Origin of the sequence: Xanthomonas arboricola pv. juglandis (genome assembly GCF_001013475.1) — a bacterium.
Classification (GTDB): Bacteria; Pseudomonadota; Gammaproteobacteria; order Xanthomonadales; family Xanthomonadaceae; genus Xanthomonas; species Xanthomonas arboricola.
This window is the reverse complement of record NZ_JZEF01000005.1, coordinates 99,489-118,168: the sequence shown is the minus strand read 5'-3', so window position 1 is coordinate 118,168 and position 18,680 is coordinate 99,489. Positions and strand designations below refer to the sequence as shown.

Sequence of the window (18,680 nt, the reverse complement as noted above, 5' to 3'; positions counted from 1 at the left end):
GCGATCACGCAGATGGCTTGATGCCGGTTTCAAAACGGCTGCGTGCTGCTCGCGCACGAGTACAGGTTCAACCGCTGGCCGCGGCGTCGTAGCGCACATGGTCGTAATCGATGCGGTTGCGTCCATTGCGCTTGGCGCGATAGAGCGCGGCATCGGCGCGCGCCAGCAGCTGTTCCAGGGTTTCGCCCGGCTGGAACCAGGCCACCCCGACCGAACAGGTCACCGGCAGCACGCCGCCATCGATCGGGTAGTTGCCGCAGATCCCGCGATGCAGTGCCTGCAGGCGATGGGTGGCTTCGGCACTGAGCCCCGGCAGCAGCGCCAGCAATTCCTCGCCGCCGTAGCGACCGATGCGGTCGTCGCCGCGTACCAGCGTATCCAGGCGCCGGCCGACCTCGGCCAGCACCGCGTCCCCGGCCAGGTGGCCGTGTTGATCGTTGACCAGCTTGAAGTGGTCCAGGTCGATCAACACCACTGCCGGCGGCCGCGCGCTGTTATCGGCACGCGCCAGCATGCCGCGCAGCGCGTGCAGGATGCCGGCGCGATTGAGCAGCCCGGTCAGCTCGTCGTGGGTGGCCTTGAGCGCGAGTTCGGCGCGTGCCGCCTCCAGCTCGCGCTTGTCCTGTTCCAGCTCGGCAGTGCGCTCGGCCACCAGTTGCTCCAGCTCGCGTTTGCGCCGCAGCAGTTTGCGCGTGCGCCAGCGCAGCAGCGCGATCACCGCAGCAATGCCCAGCAGCACGTAGCCGGCCACTGCCGGCGCGCCGCGCCACCACGGCGGGCGCAGCACGAAACGCAGCCGCGCAACCGGGCTGGCGCTGCGCTGGTAGGCATCCAGCGCCTGGACTTCCAGCGTGTAGGTGCCGGGCGGCAACAGCGGGTAGGTGAGGTGACTGAGCGAGGTCTGGGTCCAGCGCGCCTGGTGGCCCTCCACCCGGTAGCGGAAGCTGATGCGGTCCGGGCCGCCTTCGGCGCCGGGTGCGCTGACGTCCACATCCAGCGGCACCTGCGACCAATCGACCTGCGCCCCCGGCGTGATCGCCTGGTCGCCACGCCGCACGCGCAGGATGTCCACGCGCAATGGCGGTGCGGCGAACACGCGCAACGGATCGATCAAATGGGTGGCGCCGCGGCTGCTGCCGAGCCAGATGCTGCCGTCCACATCCTCGAAGAACGCATTGGCCGACATGTCGTCCCACAACAGGCCCTCGGTGCGCGTGGCCCGCGACCAATGGCCGTTTTCCAGCATGTCCAGGCCCTGGCTGCTGCCCAGCCACAGCCGGCCCTCGCGGTCGTGGCGCAGGATGAACGGCATTACCCGCGCCACCAGCGGATCGTCCACCGCGCGCAGCGCCAGCACGCCATCGGCCTGCAGGCGGCCATGCCACAGCCCGGTATCGCGCAGCGAGATCCACAGCTCGCCATCGGGAGCAAAATCGATCAGGAAGAAATCCTGGCTGGGCAGCGCGCCACGCACCTGCACGCGTTGCCAGGCGCCGTCTGCCTGCCGCTTGTACAGCCCCTCGCGGGTGCTGGCCCAGAGCCCGCCCTGGGGATCGAGATCGACATCGCCCACAAACGCGGCCGGCACGCCCGGATCACGGATGGCCTGGTATGGCGCGCCCGGCGGCATGCGATACAGGCCGCGCGGGGTGGTGATCCACAAGGTGCCGGCGGCGTCGAACAGCAACTTGTTGATCGGCAGGCCCAGCTGCAGCACGTCGACGGTCCGGCCGCTGCGTGGATCGCGCCGTGCCAGCGCGCCGGACGAGCGTGCCACCCAAGCGGCGCCGTCTGTCGGCGAGAGCGCCAGGGAGATCGACTGCAGCAGCGGCTGGCCGTCGTCCAGCGTCCAGGGCTGCATGCGCCCGCTGCGCGGATCCAGCAGATTGGAGCCGGCATCGCTGCCGACCAGCAGTTCCCCGCTGGGCAGGCGCTGGATCATCCAGGTCGGCGCTTCCGCCAGGCCCTGGCTTTCGTCCCAGTGTTCGATGTTGCCGTAGCCCAGCCAGCGCTGCACGCCCAGGCCACGGGTACCGATCCATAGCTGGCCGGTGCGCTGCATCAGCAACGGGCCGACCATCGGGCTGATCGGCAGCCCCTGGTCGTGGCCGAAGTAGCGCCAGTGATCGCCTTCCCAGCGCACCAGGCCGCGATCGGAGCGTGTCAGCAGGCGGCCCTGTGCATCTTCGGACAGAGTGGTGGCGGCCGAGAGCGTGTCGAAGCTGGTGCCTGCCGGCGCCGCATGGTTGCGGAATACACGCTCGCCCGGCGCGCGCGACAGCACCAGGCCACCGCCGCGCAGCCACAGGGTGTTCTGGTGGTCGCGAAAGATCGCCCGCCACTGCCGCTCCGGCACTCCGTCGGCTTCGCCGAGCAACTCGGTGCGTCCGTTCTCGTCGATCCGGCAGACGTGCGGCCCGCAGCTGCTCCATAGCGCCGTGCCATCGGCAAGTAACGCCTTGCCGGCCGGCAGGCTGGTGCCATCGGCCAGCTGCAACGGCAGCGGGTGCACCGACCAGCCGCCCGTGTGATCGGGCGACAGGCGCAGCAAGGCGTTCTCGCTGACCACCACCATGCCGTCGGCGTAGGCGGCCAGCACATTGCCGCTGTCGGCGCGGATCGGTTTGCCGTCGCGCAGCAGCTGCACGAACGCACTGCCGTCGCGTACGAACACGCCGTTGGCACTGGCCACCCATAACCGTCCTGCCGCATCCAGCGCCAGGGCGCGGATATAGCGCGCATCCAGGCCGCTTTCCTGGCCGACCGGTATGAAACTCTCGCGCTCGAAGCGGTGCAGGGCCAGCTCGGTGCCCACCCAGACCACACCCTGGCGGTCTTCGAGCAGGCTGTTGACGGTCATGCCCTGCAGGCCATCGGCCTGGGCGTAGTCGCGGAAGCTGTAGGTCTGCGCCTGCAGGTGGCCGCACACCACCAGCCCGGCAATCCACAGGCAGGCCCAGGCCCACCAGTGGCCGCGTCGTGACGCAATCGGAGCGAACAGCGCAGACAGCTTGGGCATCGGTTCCCGCGGGATTTGGCGTGGGTGAGTGATGGCGATTGGCGGTATCAATCGTCCTGTGGCGTTGACGGCTGACGGGCGAAAAAAAAACTTGAGGCAGTTCACACTTATGGATGTGTCCGCTAGGCAGTCAAATCCCTGGCAGCGTCGAAGGCGGTATCGAACATGCGTTGCACGGGCGGCGCGAATTCGCTGGCGAAGCTGGACAGCAGGAACAGCCCCAGCAACACCGTCAGCGGCAGGCCCAGCTGCATCGGATTCAGCGCCGGAGCGGCCTTGGCCAGCGCGCCGAAGGCCAGGTTGACCGCCAGCATCGCCACCATCATCGGCAGTGCCAGGGTGAGCCCGCCGCGCAGGATCTGCAGGAACAGGGTCGGCGCCACCTCGGCGAAGGCGGCGGCATCGGGAAGCGCGGTGCCGATCGGCAGGGCCTTGTAGCTGTCCACCAATAACGCGATCACCGCCAGGTGTCCGTTGGCCGCGAAGAACAGCAAGCCGAACCCGAGATAGAACCACTGCGCGATCACCCCGGAGGTGACCCCGCGCAGCGGGTCGGACATCTGCGCAAACGACAGGCCGGTGGACTGCGACACCAGCTCGCCGGCCATCGCGCCGGCCTCGAAGATCAGCTTGAGCATGAAGCCCATGCTGGCGCCCACCGCCAGCTCACGGGCGACGCTGAGCACCGCCTGCGCGGTGAAACCGTCCCAGTCCGGCACCGGCGGCAGCAGCGGCGCCAGCACCATCGACAAGGTCCCGGCCAGCATCACCCGCACCCGTCCCGGCACCGCGCGCGTGCCGATCAACGGCATCGCGGTCAGCAACGCACCGGTGCGCAGCATGGTCCACATGATCGCCCCGACCATCGCAAACGCGCGCTGGCCGTCGATCACCATCTGGGTGGCAGCATCCATCCGGACGGGTTCCGCTAGCCGATCAGATGCGGTATGCGCTGGAACAGCGCAATGGTGAACTCCACCAGATGCCCCAGCAGCATGCTGCCGGTGGCAAACAAGGTGGCCGTCAACGCCACCGCCTTGGCCACGAAGGCGATGGTCGGCTCGTTCAACTGGGTGGCGGCCTGCACCACACCGATCACGACACCGACGACCAGCACCGCCAACAACATCGGGCCGGCAATCCACAGGACGGTGACCAGGCCACCACGCAATTCGGTCAGGGCGATTTCAGGGCTCATGGGTGTGGTGATGCAAGTGGGGTGCCAAAGGACGGGATTGGGGAATCGGGAATCGGGAGGCGGGAGGCGGGAGCGTGAATAGGGGGAGAAGATTTGAGCTGGTGCGACAGTGTCGGGGCTTACGAAGCTACGGTCTGCAGAGGCTCGCCCCTCTCCAGCGGGAGAGGGGTTGGGGTCAGGGTGCGAGGCGAAGCCATGCGTGTTGGGTGGTTCCGCTGGGGCGTCGCTCAGCTGTGCGCTTCGGCCGCTATCGGCTGCACTGGCTGGCGCGCTTGCTGTGTGCTCTGCGTCTGTTGCTCGACGTCGGGCCCATGCCGAAGCGGCAGGCCGGGTCGACACGCCGTCAGGGCGGCGCATGCAACCCTCTTGGCTACGACGCGTTGAAGCTCGCGGCCAATGTGCCCACCACCAGCACCCAGCCATCCACCAGGATGAACAGCAGGATCTTGAACGGCGCCGAGATCAACATCGGCGACAGCATCATCATGCCCATCGACATCAGCACGCTGGCGACCACCAGGTCGATGATCACGAACGGGATGAAGATCAGAAAGCCGATCTCGAACGCCGTCTTCAGCTCGCTGGTCACGAACGAGGCCACCAGCACCGGGAACGGCACCGCGTCCGGGCCGGCGTACTTGCCGTCGCCGGCCATGCCGGCGAAGGTCATCAGGTCGGTCTCGCGGATCTGCGCCAGCATAAAGGCACGCAGCGGCTGGGTGGTCAGCGTCCAGGCGGTCTGGAAATCGATCTGGTTGTTGAGGTACGGCGACAGGCCGGCGCCCCACATCTTCTGCCACACCGGCATCATCACCAGCGCGGTCAGGAACATCGACAGCCCCAGCAGCACCTGGTTGGACGGGGTCTGGCCGGTGCCCAGCGCCTGGCGCAGCAGGCCCAGCACGATGGTGATGCGGGTGAAGGCGGTCAGCACCAGCAGCATCGACGGCAGCAGGGTGATCGCCGTCATCAGCAGCAAGGTCTGCAGCGGCAGGCTCACCGGCTGGTCGCCGATGCGGCCGACGCTGACATTGGGCAACGACGGCAGCTGATTGGCGCCGGCCGACGCTCTCGCAGGCGCGGCGGCAGGAGCGGCGGCCTGGGCCATGGCCGGCAATGCGGCAGGCGTGGCAGCGGCCAGCAGCGGGCAGCTCATCACCAGCAGGATCAGCATCAGGCGGAGGCTGCGCCCCCAGCGATTCCAACGACTCAACATGTCACGTGTCCTTGCGCAGCTTCTGTGCCAGCAGCTGGGCGAAATTGGGAAGTTGCTTGAAGTTGGGCAGGGTGGGGGCGGGCGCGGACGGCAGCGGTTCGGACAGGGTGTGCAAGGTGTTGATGCCGCCGGCGGTGACGCCGAGCAACAACTGCTGGCCGTTGACCTCCACCACCACCACGCGTTCCTTGGCACCCACCGCCAGGCTGGTCACCACCCGCAGGCCCTCGGTACTGCGGAAACCGCTGCCGGGCATGCGCTTGAGCAACCAGCCCAGGCCGACGATCAGCGCCAGCACCAGCAGCAATGCAAACACCGCGCCAAACAGGCTGGGCGAGGACGGCGCCTGCGCGCCGACCTGGGTGGCCTTGGCCGCGACCGGCGCGGCAGTGGCCAGCAGGCCGATCACCGCAGCCTCCGGATCCGTTCGCTGGGGCTGACCACGTCGGTCAGGCGGATGCCGAAGCGGTCGTTGATGACGACGACTTCGCCATGCGCGATCAAGGTGCCGTTGACGTACACGTCCAGCGGCTCGCCGGCGCCGCGCTCCAGTTCCACCACCGAGCCCTGATTGAGCTGCAGCAGGTTGCGGATCGGGATGCGCGCGCGGCCCACTTCCAGCGACAGCGTCACCGGCACGTCCAGGATGACGTCCAGGTTGAGGTCGGTGGCATTCTGGTCGTGCTCGGCCTGCAGGCTGTCGAAGGTGGCAGGCGCGGCGTCGAGGATGTCGGAGTTGATCATTTGCTGGAGTCCTGGGAGGGAACGGCGCGTGGGGCTTGCACGCCGGGCGGGCGTACGGCGGTGATCTTGACGGCGTTGTTGCCATTGGAAACGCCGAATTCGCCGGTGAATAACGGGATGTCTTCCACGCACAACGGCACCTGTGCGGGCAGGTCGATCGGCAGGATGTCGCCGATCTTCAGGCCGGTGAGCTGGCGCAGGCTCATGCGCTTGCTGGCCAGCACGCTGGACAGGGTCACCTCGGCGGTGTCCAGCTGCTCGCGCAGCATCACGTTCCAGGAGTCGTCGCGGTCGTTGCGGTCGCTCTGGATGCCGGCATCGAGCAGTTCGCGGATCGGCTCCAGCATCGAATACGGCAGGGTGATGTGGATCTCGCCGCCGCCGCCTTCCAGCTCCACATGGAAGCGGCACACCACCACGTACTCGCGCGGGGTGACGATGTTGGCGAAGTGCGGGTTGATCTCCGAGTTGATGTATTCGAAGTCCACTTCCATCACCGGCGCCCAGGCTTCCTTGAGGTCGGCGAAGGTCTGCTTGAGCATCAGCTGCACCACGCGCATCTCGGTGGCGGTGAATTCGCGACCTTCGATACGGGTGTGGTAACGGCCGTCGCCACCGAAGAAGTTGTCCACCACGGTGAATACCAGCGTGGGTTCGAACACGATCAGGCCGGTGCCGCGCAGCGGCTTGAAGCGGATCAGGTTGAGGTTGGTGGGCACATACAGTGAGTGCATGTACTCGTTGAACTTGACCAGGTCGATGCCGCGCACCGACAGGTCGGCCGAGCGCCGGATCAGGTTGAACAGGCCGATGCGCCACAGCCGCGCGAAGCGCTCGTTGACCATCTCCAGGGTCGGCATGCGGCCACGGATGATGCGGTCCTGGCTGGACAGGTCGTACTGGCGCGCCTCGCCGGGCAGCGGCTCCGGCTCGGTGTTGACCGCACCCGAATCCACGCCATGCAGCAGGGCATCGATTTCGTCCTGGGAAAGCAGATCGCTGACGCTCATGGGGCAGGCCTTACTGGGTGACGAAACTGGTGAACAGCAGTTCTTCGACGCACTTCTTGCCGGTCTCGCTGGTCATGACCTTCTGCGCTTCGGCCAGGGCGGCCTTCTGCAGCTTCTGCTTGCCGACCAGGTCGGCCACATCGGTGGCCTTGACCTGCGACAGCAGCATCAGCAGATGCGCGCGGATGGCCGGGGCGTTTTCGGTGATCAGCTTGAGGTCTTCCGGGTCGCGGGTGACCAGCTGCACTTCGACCTGCAGGTACTGCGGGCCGTCGCCGGGATCGGCCAGGTTGACCACGATCGCCGGGTCCATCGGGAAGTACTGCGCCGGCTTGGGCACCTCGGCCACCTTGGGCGCGGCGTGCTTGCCGTCTTTCTCCTCGCCCTTGTGGCCGAAGAAGAACCAGGCGCCGCCACCGGCAGCGGCCAGCACCACGACCCCGACGGCGATCAGCAGAAGTTTCTTGCCGCCCTTCTTCTTGTCGCCCTTGTCGTCTTTGTCTTCGGTCTTCTTGGGTTTTTCCGCGGCTGCCACAGTCTGCTCCAGGGGGAATGCTCACCCAGTGGATGCAATTGGCGTGCCAATCCGGCGACGGTTTCCTGGCGCGCGTGCAGGTTCAACGGCAAAACCCCCGCAGGCCTTGCGCTGCGAGGGGCGTGGGGCGGTGCCGGAGCTTGCCGGCATCCAGGTTTCAGCCGCGCCGGGGCGTGCCCGGCGCGCGCGCTCAGGCGTAGGCGTCCAACAATCCACGCTGGCGTAACACGACCGACGGAATTCCGACGGGCGGGCTGTCGTCCAGGCTGAGGCCAGTGCCATCGCTGCCGCCGTTGCGGTTGCCGGACTGGCTCTGCTGTTGCTGGCCGACATCGGCCTGGCCGAGCTGGAAGCCATTCTGGCCGAGCATTTCGCGCAGGCGCGGCAGGCTCTGCTCCAGCGCCTGGCGCACGTCGGCATTGGCGGAGCTGAAGCTGGCGTTGACCTTGTCGCCCTCCAGATGCAGCCGCACCTCGACCGGGCCCATCTCGTTCGGGGTCACCTTGATATGGGCATGGCCGATCTTCTGGTCGGCCAGCCAGCTCATGCGCGCGCCGATGGCGTCGTCGAAGGTGTCGCTGCCCATTTCCGGGGTCGGGGTGGGCGAGGCGCTGAACACTGGCGCCGGGTCCTGCAGGCGGCCGAGCGCGGCCGCCGTGGTGGTCGGCAGCACGAACGCCGGGGCGTCCGGCGCGGCCGGGCCGGCGCTGTCGTCGGTGCCCGGGTCCAGCGCCTTGGTCGCCATGCTCATCAGCGCGGCTGCCTGGGCGTCGCCGCTCAAGGCGGTGACGGAGGTGGGCTTGGCGCCTGCGGTGGCAGCCGGTGCCAGCGCGCCCAACGAGGGCAGGGCGGTGCCGGCGGTCGCGGGTGCGGTGGGTGCGGCCGCGTCGGTCGTCAGCGCGGTTGCAGCCGGCGTGGCGCCGGCGGCAGCGGTCACCCCGGCAGCCAGTGCCGCAGCCGCGGCCGCCAGCACATCGCCGCCCGGCAGTGCCTGCGCCAGCAGACCCATGCCGAAGCCGCCCAGGCCCGGCGGTGGCCAGCCGGTGTCGGTGGCGGTGGCTGCGTCGGCTTGTGCGTCTTCGCCGTTGCTCGCGGTCTTGCTGCCCTTGCCGGTCTTGGCGGTGGCGGCAGCGCTGCTACCGTCGGCGGCAGCCGGCTCCTTGGTCGCACCGGACTTGGCGGCCTTGGCATCGCCGTCCTGCGCGCGCGGGCGTGCGGTGGCATCGCCCGGCGCGTCGTCGCCGTGGTCGTCGTCGCTGCGCTGCTTGTCGGGCTGGTTGGACTTGGGCGCGGCCTGCTTGGCCGGCACGCGCTCGGGCGCCTGCGGCGGGGCCTGGTTCGGCGTGTTGGCCGGGTTGAGCATGCGCGCAAACTGGTCCTGGCCGGCGTCCGGCTCGGACGAGGGATCGCTGTAGCTGGATTTCTTGCCGGTGCCGGCGAGTGCGCCGAGGCCGGCGGCAAAAGCGGACAAGGGGTTCATGCGGATTCTCCGTGGGTGTCTTCGCTGCGGGCCAGGCGCGAACGACGCGCGCCGAGGTCGTCCATCTCACGCTGGTCGCGGCGTTCGATCACCTTGTTCTCCTGCGCGCGGTAGCTGGCCGCCAGTTGCTCCAGCACCTGCTTCTCGCGGCTGGCCAGCAGCAGCCGGGTGCGCTCGGCTTCCACCTTGTTGCGGTTGTTTTCGACGGTCTGCGCCTGCTGCAGCACGGCGCTGTCGAGCCGGTCCAGGAAGGCGCGGCGGTTGGTCAGTGCAGCGGCGCTGGTGCCGGCCATGTGGCTGTTGGCGTATTCCTCGGCGTAGCGGCGCAGCTCTTCCAGGCGCGACTGGTGGGTGTCCAGGGCGCGCTGACGCTCGGCCAAGTCGCGCGCGACCTTGTCTTCCTGTTCCTGGGCGCGGCGCAGCAGGGGGTCGATCCGTTTGGACTGCATCATGGATTAGTTCTCGGGTTCGACCAGCCGCTGCAACGCGGACAGGCTGTCGGGCAGGTCGGCGGCCCGGTGGACGTCCTGGCCGAGGAATTCGACGATCTCCGGCCAGCGCGCCAATGCTTCGTCGGTGGCCGGGTCGCTGCCGCGCTGATAGGCGCCGATGGCGATCAGGTCGCGGTTGGCGGTGTAGGCCGACAGCAGACGCTTGAGCTTGCGGATGCGCAGGCGCCAGGTGTCGTCGGCGATGTCCTGCACCACACGGCTGACCGAGGATTCGACGTCGATGGCCGGGTACAGGCCGCTGTCGGCAACCCGGCGCGACAGCAGGATGTGGCCGTCCAGGATGGCGCGCGCAGCGTCGGCGATCGGGTCCTGCGGGTCGTCGCCCTCGGTCAGCACGGTGTAGAAGGCGGTGATCGAGCCGCGCCCCTTGGCGCCGTTGCCGGCGCGTTCCACCAGTGCCGGCAATTTGGCGAACACCGACGGCGGGTAGCCGCGGGTGGTCGGCGGCTCGCCGACCGACAGGCCGATCTCGCGCTGCGCCTGGGCGAAGCGGGTCAGCGAGTCCATCAGCAGCAGCACGTTCAGGCCCTGGTCGCGGAACCATTCGGCGATGGCGGTGGCGCGGTAGGCGCCATGCAGGCGCGCCAACGGCGGGCGGTCGGCCGGGGCGGCCACCACCACGGCGCGGCGCAGGCCTTCCTCGCCCAGCGTGGTTTCGACGAAGTCGCGCACTTCGCGGCCACGTTCGCCGATCAGCCCGACCACGATCACGTCGGCCGAGGTGAAGCGGGTCATCATGCCGAGCAGTGTCGATTTACCGACGCCGGAGCCGGCGAACAGGCCGACGCGCTGGCCGCGGCCGATCGGCAGCAGCGCGTTGATCGCGCGCACGCCGACATCCAGCGAGGTGGTGATGGGCTCGCGCGCCAGCGGGTTGATCGACACGCCGGCCATGCTGACGCTGCCTTCGCCGCGGATCGGGCCCTTGCCGTCGAGCGGGGTGCCGTCGCTGTCGATGACGCGGCCGAGCAGGCCTTCGCCCACTTCCACGCCGCCGCGGCGCCGCGAGGGCACCACACGGGCGTTGGGCAGCAGGCCATGCAGTTCGGCGCTGGGCATCAGGTAGGTGCGTTCGCCGGCAAAGCCGACCACTTCGGCATCGACCCAGCCACCGTCGACTTCGACCTTGCAGGTGGCGCCCATCGGCGCCTCGCAGCCGGTGGCTTCCAGGGTCAGGCCGACCGCGCGGCGCAGGATGCCTTCGCGGATCAGGGTGCGGCCGGCGCTCGGTTCCAGCCCGAGTCCGCTCAGGCGGGTGGCCAGGCGCAGGTTGCGTGCATCCAGCCAGTCGGCCGGGGTGGCACCCAGCAGGGCGCTCACAGGCCCGCTCCGGATTTGCGCATGACTGTCTCCAGCGCGGCCCGCAGGCGCGCGTCCAAGGTGCCGTCCACGCGCACGCTTTCGGCGTGCACGCGCAGGTCGCCGCGGCTCAGGCTTAGGTCCGGGGCCACGCGGGTGGTGCTGCTGGGCGCCAGATGCGGCAGCAGCGCGGTGATGTCGTCCGGGTGCAGGCGCACTTCCACCTCGCGGCCGGCGCCGCCGACCGCATCGACGGCCTCCTGCACCAGCTCGGCCAGCAGCTGCGGGTCGGCCTGATAGGCACGCCCGACCAGCGAGCCGGCGATGCGCACGGCCAGTTCGCCGAGCGCGCCGACCACTTCGTTCTCCAGCCGCGCCAGCGGGCGGGTGAAGTTGTCCAGGATGCCGTCGATCTGCGCGGTCAGGCGGCGCACTTCGGACTGGCCCTGGGCAAAGCCTTCGGCATGTCCGCGGGCGAAGCCTTCCTGCTGGGCGGCGTCCTCGATCGCCTGGATCTCTTCGAGGGTCGGCGGACGCAGCACCGGCTCGAGCACGGCCGGCTCGTCATACTCCGGCGCTGGCGGGGCCGGCTCCAGGTGCAGGTCGGGGGCCAGCCAGCGGGTGACGATGTCGTTCATACCATCGCCTCCGCACCGGCGCCGCCCAGGCTGATGGCGCCTTCGTCAGCCAGGCGGCGGACGATGGTGAGGATTTCCTTCTGCGCCGCTTCCACGTCGGCCAGGCGCACCGGGCCGCGCGCTTCCATGTCCTCGAGCAGGATCTCGGCGGCGCGCTGGGACATGTTGCGGGTGATCTTCTCGCGCACCTTGACGTCGGCACCGCGCAGGGCCAGGCCCAGGCGCTCGCCGGAGACCTCGCGCAACAGCGTCTGCAGGCCGCGGTCGTCCAGGTCCACCAGGTTGTCGAACACGAACATCAGGTCCTGGATCTTGCCGGCCAGGTCGGCGTCGATCTTGCCGATCTCGCCCAGCACGCCCTGGTCAGCGCCGGTGTCCAGGAAGTTGAGGATGTTGGCGGCCACCTTGATGCCGCCCACATTGGACGACTTGAGGTTCTGGTTGCCGGAAAACTGGCGCTCCATGATGTCGTTGAGCTCGCTCAGCGCATTGGGCGGGATGCCGTCCAGGGTGGCGATGCGCAGCAGCACGTCGGCGCGGGTGCGCTCGGGCAGCAGCTTCAGGGCCTCGGCGGCCTGGTCGCTGTCCAGATGTGCCATGACGATGGCGATGATCTGCGGGTGCTCGTTGCGCACCAGGTCGGCCACCGCGCGCGGGTCCATCCACTTCAGCGTGTCCAGGCCGGTGGTGTTGCGGCCGAGCAGGATGCGGTCGATCAGGCCACCGGCCTTGTCGGCGCCCAGCGCCTGGATCAGCACGTTGCGGATGTAGTCGTCGGCGCCCACGCCCAGCGAGGTCTTGCCGGCCAGTTCGCCGTTGAACTCGTCCATCACCTTCTCGACCTGATCGCGCGAGATGCCGGTCATGGTGGCCATGGCGATGCCGATCTTCTGCACCTCCTTGGGGTCCATGTGCTTGAGCACTTCGGCGGCGTCGCTTTCCCCGAGCGACAGCAGCAGCACGGCGGCGCGCTGTACGCCGGTCATCGGTGGTGTATCAGGCTTCACTGGCGACCCATCCCTTCACGACTTGTGCGACACGTTTTGAATCGGCTTTGACTGCTTCGCGTGCAAGACGCATGCGTTCTTCGTAGGCGTCCGGCAGCGCGATCGGGTTCTTGCGGTCCTGACCGAGCTGGGCGGTGTCCTCTTCCAGGCGCGGCATCAGGTCGTCATCGTCGACCATCCGCACGTCGGCGCTCTGCGGAGTGCCATCGTTGCCGCCCTTGGCCTGCTTTTCCTTGATCGCGGTCACGCCGGTGAGCTGGCGCAGGGTGGGGCGCACCACGCCGAACAGCAGCGCCAGCACCACCACCGCACCGACCAGCAGGCGCAGACCGTTCTGCACGCGCGGGTCTTCCCACCATTTCGGACCTTCCTCGCCGGCGACCGCTTCGCGCACGAACGGGGCGTTCATCACCGACACCGTGTCGCCACGGGCCGCGTCGAAGCCCACCGCCTGCTTGACCAGGCCCTCGATGCGGGTGAGCTCGGCGGCCGTCAGCGGCTGCTCGACCATCTTGCCCTTGGCACCGGGGCGCGGGACGTTGTCCAGCAGCACCGCCACCGACACCCGCTTGATGCGGCCGGCCGGCTGGCGGGTGTGTTGCAAGGTCCGGTCCAATTCGTAATTGCGGGTGGCGCTCTTGGAACTTTCGGTCGGCGCGGCCGGTGCGGCGGCCTGGCCATTGGCAGCGGCCGGGGTGCCCGGTGCGCCGGCAGTGGCGTTTGCGGCCGGCGCCGGCGGCTGGCCGGGGCTGTTGCTGGTGGCGCCAGGGGGGCCCTGCGGGCCGGTGGCGCTGGTGCTGGTGTCGCTGACCTGTTCGCTGCGCAGCTTGGCCGGTTCGCCGTTGTAGAGCTCGCGGGCTTCCTCGACCACCGAGAAGTCCATGTCCACGCTGACTTCCGGGTTGACCCGGCCCGGGCCGGTCATCGGCTCGAGCAGCTCGCGGATACGCTGGTTGTAGGAGCTTTCCTGGCGACGCACCTGTTCGAACTGGGCGGCATGCTGGGCGGCGTCGCTGTTGGGGTCGGCGATGGAGAGCATGCGGCCGCTCTGGTCGACCACGGTGACGCGCTCGGGGGTCATGTCCGGGATGCTGGAGGCGACCAGGTTGACGATTGCATCGACCTGGTTGCGCTCCAGGCCCTGGCCGCCGCGCAGCTCCAGCACCACCGAGGCGCTGGCCACGTCACGCTGGCGGGTGAAGGCGCTGGGCTTGGGAATGGCCAGATGCACACGGGCCTCGCGCACCGGGCGCAAGGTGCCGATGGTGCGCGACAGTTCGGTTTCCAGGGCGTGCTGGTAGCGGGCATTTTCGACGAACTGGCTGACGCCGAAACCGGGGTCCTTTTCCATCAGCTCGAAGCCGCCGCCGGTCTCCTTGCCGGTCAGGCCGGAGCCGGCCAGTTTCAGGCGGGCGTCGTACAGACGGTCCTGCGGCACCGAGATGGCGCCGGTGTCCTGATCTATCTTGAACGGGATCTGCGCGGTGCGCAGCAGGTCGGCCGCTTCGGCATTGCCCTTGTCGTCCAGGCCGGTGTACAGCGACTGGTAACCGGGCTTCTGCGACCAGAAGAACACCGCCAGACCGGCCGCCACCGCCACGGCGATCATCGCCATCATGGTCAGCTTGCGGGTGATCTGCAGGCTGCGGACACGGTCGAACCATTGCCCCGCCTTTTCGGCGTTCTGGTTCATGTTTTCTTTGGTGATCGCGAGAGCCATGTGTCGTCAACCCTTACAGCGGCATGTTCATGACGTCCTGATAAGCCTGGACGAGACGGTTGCGGACTTCCACGGTGGCGCGGAAGGCCACCTGGGACTGCTGGGAGGCGACCATGACCCGTGCCAGATCGGCACTGGGGTCGCCCATTTCAAAGGCCTTGGCCAAGGCGCCGGACTTTTGCTGGGCCTCGTTGACGCCGCCGATGGCGCCGCGCAAGGTCTCGCTGAAGCTCGGTGCCTGGGTGGCCGGTGTTCCCTGCGTGCCGGCCAGCCCCTGGATCTGATTGCCGCGCGCCGCATCGCCCACCGCGCCCATCGGGCCTTGGCCCATCTGCGTCTGGTAGCTGCGGATCTGCGAGAGGATGGAGGTAACGGAGTCGCTCATGGGTGCGGTCAGCCAGGGAGGCATCCACACCAATGCAAGCGGCGTGCCGAAACCGCGCCGGGATTCCGGCGCCGGGGGCGGGGAGGGGCTTTAAGTCAACGCGGATGGGTCCGGCGCTGGGGGATGGCCCGGGAGTATTGGGTGCAGAGCGTCGGATCTGCGGCTTGGCTGCAGGGCCCTTGCCCGCCCACCATCGCAGGACACGCCGCAAGTACGTCCCTGTAGGCGCTTACGCAGCACCCATGCCGCGTAAGGTCCCGCGACGGTAGACGGGCAAGGACCAGTCGAGACGGTAGTGCATGCACCTGCGGCCTCGATCCACTAATCCGGCAACCACGCCTGGCGCCAGCGATCAAGATTGCGTCCGGTCAGCATCCAGTCGCGGCGCACCACGTCACGCAACGCCGCGCCCTTTGCCGCTGAAGCGGCCGGGTCGGCCAGATGCTCGCGGATTGCGCCGATCCAGTCGCGGTAGCGGTTTTTCACCAGGGTCACCGGCAGGTTGCCCTGGTAGCAGCGCACATCGCTGGCGATCACCGGATAGCCACAGGCGCCGTATTCGAGCAGGCGCAGATTGCTCTTGCACTCGTTGAACAGGTTCTGCTCCACCGGCGCCAGCGCCAGATCCAGATCCAGCGCCGCCAGTGCGGCCGGGTAATGATCGATCGGCACACCAGGCTGGAACTGATGGATGTGCTGGCGCAACGCGAACGGGTACATCCCCATGAACACCCATTCGACCTCGTCGGCCAGCTCGCGCACCACATCGCCGATCAGTTCCAGGTCGCCGGTGTGACTGACGCCGCCGGCCCAGCCGATGCGCGGCTTGCCGCCCTGGCGTTGCTTGCGTTCGCTGCCTGCGGGCAGGTGCTCCCACCAATGCGGCGGCAGGCGGTTTTCGGCCACGCGGATATCGCCATGCAACCCGGCGAACGCCTCGGCCAGGGCGGGGGTGGACACCACGAAGCGGTCCACCATGCCCAGCCCGCGCCGCACGGTCTTGAGGATGTCCTTGGGCATGTGCTCGCGATGCGCGTTCTTCAGCGGCAGGTTGGGCAGGTAGTCGTCCAGCTCGTAGACCTTGAACGCGCGCGACAGCGCCTGCATGCGCCGCATCGCTTCCAGTCGCGGCTCGCCGACCTGGCGTTGCAGGATCACCACGTCGGGATCCTGGCGCGCCAGCTCGCTGATCTCCAGATAGCCGTTGAACAGCACGCCTTCGACCATGCCGGCTTCGCGCAGGGCGCGCAGCGGCTGGATTACCCGGTAGTGGCCGCAGCCTTCGATATCGGCGGGCAGGGCGATCATCGTCGGCAGCGGTCGCCACGACTGCAGCGGCCGCCAACTGGCGCGCGGGTCGGCCAGCTGGAAGCCGGCGCCGGGGTCCAGCGAGAAGCCCGGGTTGTAGGCCGGGTCGTTGGCCATCACCGGCAGCCAACGCGCATACATCGCCTCTTCGTCGAGTGCAGTGGCGGGCGTCGCGTCGGGCGGGTCGATCAGCAGCTGCGCGCGCGCGGCATAGACATTGAGATAGCCGGCCTGCTGCAGGCGCAGACACAGGTCGACGTCGCTCCATTGCGCCAATGCCGGTTCCTGCGCAAAGCCGCCGGCGTCCAGGAACAGCTGGCGCGGCAGCATCAGGCATTCGCCACTGAGCGCGCTGTAGTTCTGATCCAGTTGCAGGCGCTGCAGATAACCCGATTCGTCGAACGCCGCACCTGCGAAGGCGCGCGCCGCTGGTGCCCCCAGGCCCAGCAGCAAGCCGGCGTGATGCACGGTGCCGTCGCCGCGCAGCAGCTTGCCGGCCACCGCGCCGACCTCCGGGCGCAGCGCGTGGTTGAGCAGCTGCGCCAGCCAATCGGCCTTGATCGCTGCCGCGCCGGCCGCCAGCCACAGCAGCACCTCCCCACGTGCCTGTTCGGCTGCCGCATTGCAGGCTGCTTCGCGCGAGGGCGCACCGTCGAAGCGCAGCACGCGGATTTGCTGCAGGCCGAGGTTGTCGATGCCCGCCAGCCAGTCGCGCAGCCCCGGTTCGGCGCTGTCGCCGCGATCCAGCAACAGCAGCTCGTAGTGCGGATAACCGGTGTTGGCGAGCACGCTTTCCAGGCAGCGCTGCACCTGCGCCAGGCGTCCATCCACCAGCACCACAATACTGACCAATGGCTGCTGTGCATGCCGGTAATCCACCGCGTGCCGGCCGGGGCCGTTGCTGCTCACCACCGCTTCCAGGTACCCGCGCGCGGCAAGATGGCGGCTGATGGCGCGCTGCTCGTCTTCGTCGCCATGCCGCGTGGTGGCCGATGCCACCAGCAAGGGTTCGGCGATGTGCTGGATGCAGGCCAGGCCATAACGCTCGACCAGCCCAAGCTGGTAATCCAGTTCGAAGGCGTCGCTCGTTTCGGTTGCAAAGCCGCCATCGGCCACTAGCGTCTGGTGCCGGAACAGCCAATGCCGCGACATCGTCGACGGTGAACTGAGCAACATGTCCAGATACAGCGCCGGCCGCATCGCCAGCCCGAGCTGACCGCCGTCCAGCGCGATCACTTCATCGGCGTAGATGGCCTGACACGTGTCCGGCAGCGCGAGCATCTCCAGCGCCAGCATCAGCAGGCCACTGGCGGTGAACAGGCTGCCGGCCTGGACCAGCAGCACCCAGTCGATGGACTGTTGCGTGGCGATGGTCCGATTGAGTGCGGGCACCAACCCGTCCGGACCGATCAGCACACCGCGCTCGCCGTGCTCGGCGGCCTGCTGCGGCGAGCTGCTGATCACCCAGGTCTGCTGGTTCCGATAACACGCCAGCGCCGCCAGGCTGGCCTGGGTTGCGGCCACCGCTGCCGCATCGCCGTCGCTGTCGACCACGATCACTGCAATCTGCGGGCCGCCCGCATGCGCCTGCAGGCGCGCATCGATCAAGGCTCGCTGCACGGTGCTGGGATGACGCACTCCCAACCAGGTGGCCGGCGACACGCGCTCGGCCATTCCTGCGCTCTGCATCAAGGCGTTGACCAGGTCCACCGACTTGAACACCCGCGCCTTGTGCGGGTTGAGCGGGGCGACACGCACCTGGCGGTTGTCGCCGCCCTCGCGCCGCCAGCCGAGTTGGCGGATGCCCTGGCGCAGGTCGTCGTGGCCCTGATCGCCGATGCCCGGCTGATCGCGACCGGCCTGACTGAACTGCGCGCTGGACACGCGGAACTGCGTGAGCGGGCTGGACAGCAAGGCCAGGTTGCCGTGACGCAGCAACTTGACGTAGATCGCCAGATCGCCAACCCAGTGGATGGGCTTGCCGTTCAACATCATCAGCTCGCCACCCATCGCCACCAGGTCGTCGCGCCGTACAAGCACGCAACTCGGCTCGCCGATGAAGTTGATGGCATGGTCGGCCAGGAACGACACCAGCTCCGGCCCATCGATCAGCACATCTTCGGCAAACGGGAAGCTGGTGGCCAGGATGTCCGGCAACGGCGCACCGTCGTCGTCGATGCGCAACCGGCGCGAGGACGCCAGCGCGGTACCAGGATTGCGCTCCATGGCGCCGACCAGCTGCGCGACGCAGTCCGGCTGCAGCACGTCGTCGTCGTGCAGGAACTTGATGTATTCGCCCTGGGCCAGGCCGATGCCTTTGAGTTTGCTGCCGAGCTCGCCCAGGCGATCTGGATTGCGGAAATAGCGGATCGGAAAAGGACATTCCAGCGCATGCCGCGCGACGCATTGCTCGATCAGCGCATCGACACTGTCGTCGCAGACGATCAGCTCGAGCCTGGGGTACGACTGCAGAACTGCGCTCCTGAGCGCTTCATCGAGATAGCGCAGCTTGTAGGCAGGCATCACGATGCTGACAAGCGCACAGGTGGCGGAGCAATCTTCTGGGTGGTGCATCATGGGCCGATGAGCAGGTCGTGAGTTGGCCTGGG

Annotated in this window: 16 protein-coding genes; all 16 read right to left on the bottom strand. The window is 68.3% G+C overall.

The genetic code is table 11. The features are described 5' to 3' along the window. Nucleotides 1-67 precede the first annotated feature (67 nt). On the bottom strand, nt 68-3,019 hold the full coding sequence (locus XARJCFBP2528_RS17695) for a diguanylate cyclase (RefSeq protein ID WP_016904239.1): 2,952 nt from the start codon (nt 3,017-3,019) through the stop codon (nt 68-70). A gap of 122 nt (nt 3,020-3,141) precedes the next feature. Then, the gene (fliR, locus tag XARJCFBP2528_RS17690; protein ID WP_024937668.1) at nt 3,142-3,933 is read right to left on the bottom strand and encodes a flagellar biosynthetic protein FliR; all 792 of its coding nucleotides are present in this window, start codon (nt 3,931-3,933) and stop codon (nt 3,142-3,144) included. A 14-nt stretch (nt 3,934-3,947) separates the two neighbouring features. After that, nucleotides 3,948-4,217, bottom strand: a complete 270-nt coding sequence (locus XARJCFBP2528_RS17685) for a flagellar biosynthetic protein FliQ (RefSeq protein ID WP_005917968.1) — start codon at nt 4,215-4,217, stop codon at nt 3,948-3,950. Nucleotides 4,218-4,587: 370 nt separating this feature from the next. Next, the gene (gene fliP / locus XARJCFBP2528_RS17680; protein ID WP_047124962.1) at nt 4,588-5,433 is read right to left on the bottom strand and encodes a flagellar type III secretion system pore protein FliP; all 846 of its coding nucleotides are present in this window, start codon (nt 5,431-5,433) and stop codon (nt 4,588-4,590) included. Between the two features lies 1 nt (nt 5,434). After that, a complete protein-coding gene (fliO, locus tag XARJCFBP2528_RS17675) occupies nt 5,435-5,842 on the bottom strand; it encodes a flagellar biosynthetic protein FliO (protein ID WP_047124961.1) in 408 nt (135 codons plus the stop codon). Continuing rightward, on the bottom strand, nt 5,839-6,177 hold the full coding sequence (gene fliN / locus XARJCFBP2528_RS17670) for a flagellar motor switch protein FliN (RefSeq protein ID WP_016904992.1): 339 nt from the start codon (nt 6,175-6,177) through the stop codon (nt 5,839-5,841). Before fliN ends, fliO begins: the two co-directional genes overlap by 4 nt. After that, nucleotides 6,174-7,187: a flagellar motor switch protein FliM gene (fliM, locus tag XARJCFBP2528_RS17665; protein WP_016904991.1), complete on the bottom strand. Its 1,014-nt coding sequence runs from the start codon at nt 7,185-7,187 to the stop codon at nt 6,174-6,176. Before fliM ends, fliN begins: the two co-directional genes overlap by 4 nt. A gap of 10 nt (nt 7,188-7,197) precedes the next feature. Next, entirely contained in the window at nt 7,198-7,722 is a 525-nt protein-coding gene (locus XARJCFBP2528_RS17660) for a flagellar basal body-associated FliL family protein (RefSeq protein WP_016904990.1), read from the bottom strand. A gap of 190 nt (nt 7,723-7,912) precedes the next feature. Next, nucleotides 7,913-9,202, bottom strand: a complete 1,290-nt coding sequence (locus XARJCFBP2528_RS17655) for a flagellar hook-length control protein FliK (RefSeq protein WP_047124960.1) — start codon at nt 9,200-9,202, stop codon at nt 7,913-7,915. Next, complete coding sequence (gene fliJ, locus XARJCFBP2528_RS17650; protein WP_016904675.1) at nt 9,199-9,654, bottom strand: flagellar export protein FliJ; 456 nt, start codon at nt 9,652-9,654, stop codon at nt 9,199-9,201. Before fliJ ends, XARJCFBP2528_RS17655 begins: the two co-directional genes overlap by 4 nt. A 3-nt stretch (nt 9,655-9,657) precedes the next feature. After that, on the bottom strand, nt 9,658-11,034 hold the full coding sequence (fliI, locus tag XARJCFBP2528_RS17645; RefSeq protein ID WP_016904676.1) for a flagellar protein export ATPase FliI: 1,377 nt from the start codon (nt 11,032-11,034) through the stop codon (nt 9,658-9,660). After that, nucleotides 11,031-11,651 carry a FliH/SctL family protein gene (locus tag XARJCFBP2528_RS17640; protein ID WP_016904677.1) on the bottom strand — a complete coding sequence of 207 codons (621 nt, stop codon included), beginning with the start codon at nt 11,649-11,651 and terminating at the stop codon, nt 11,031-11,033. Before XARJCFBP2528_RS17640 ends, fliI begins: the two co-directional genes overlap by 4 nt. Next, entirely contained in the window at nt 11,648-12,637 is a 990-nt protein-coding gene (fliG, locus tag XARJCFBP2528_RS17635) for a flagellar motor switch protein FliG (RefSeq protein WP_016904678.1), read from the bottom strand. Before fliG ends, XARJCFBP2528_RS17640 begins: the two co-directional genes overlap by 4 nt. A 10-nt stretch (nt 12,638-12,647) precedes the next feature. Further along, nucleotides 12,648-14,378, bottom strand: a complete 1,731-nt coding sequence (gene fliF / locus XARJCFBP2528_RS17630; RefSeq protein ID WP_016904679.1) for a flagellar basal-body MS-ring/collar protein FliF — start codon at nt 14,376-14,378, stop codon at nt 12,648-12,650. 13 nt (nt 14,379-14,391) lie between these two features. Beyond that, the gene (gene fliE / locus XARJCFBP2528_RS17625) at nt 14,392-14,763 is read right to left on the bottom strand and encodes a flagellar hook-basal body complex protein FliE (RefSeq protein WP_006449786.1); all 372 of its coding nucleotides are present in this window, start codon (nt 14,761-14,763) and stop codon (nt 14,392-14,394) included. A gap of 321 nt (nt 14,764-15,084) precedes the next feature. Beyond that, nucleotides 15,085-18,594, bottom strand: a complete 3,510-nt coding sequence (locus XARJCFBP2528_RS17620; protein ID WP_052768002.1) for a glycosyltransferase — start codon at nt 18,592-18,594, stop codon at nt 15,085-15,087. Nucleotides 18,595-18,680 lie beyond the last annotated feature (86 nt).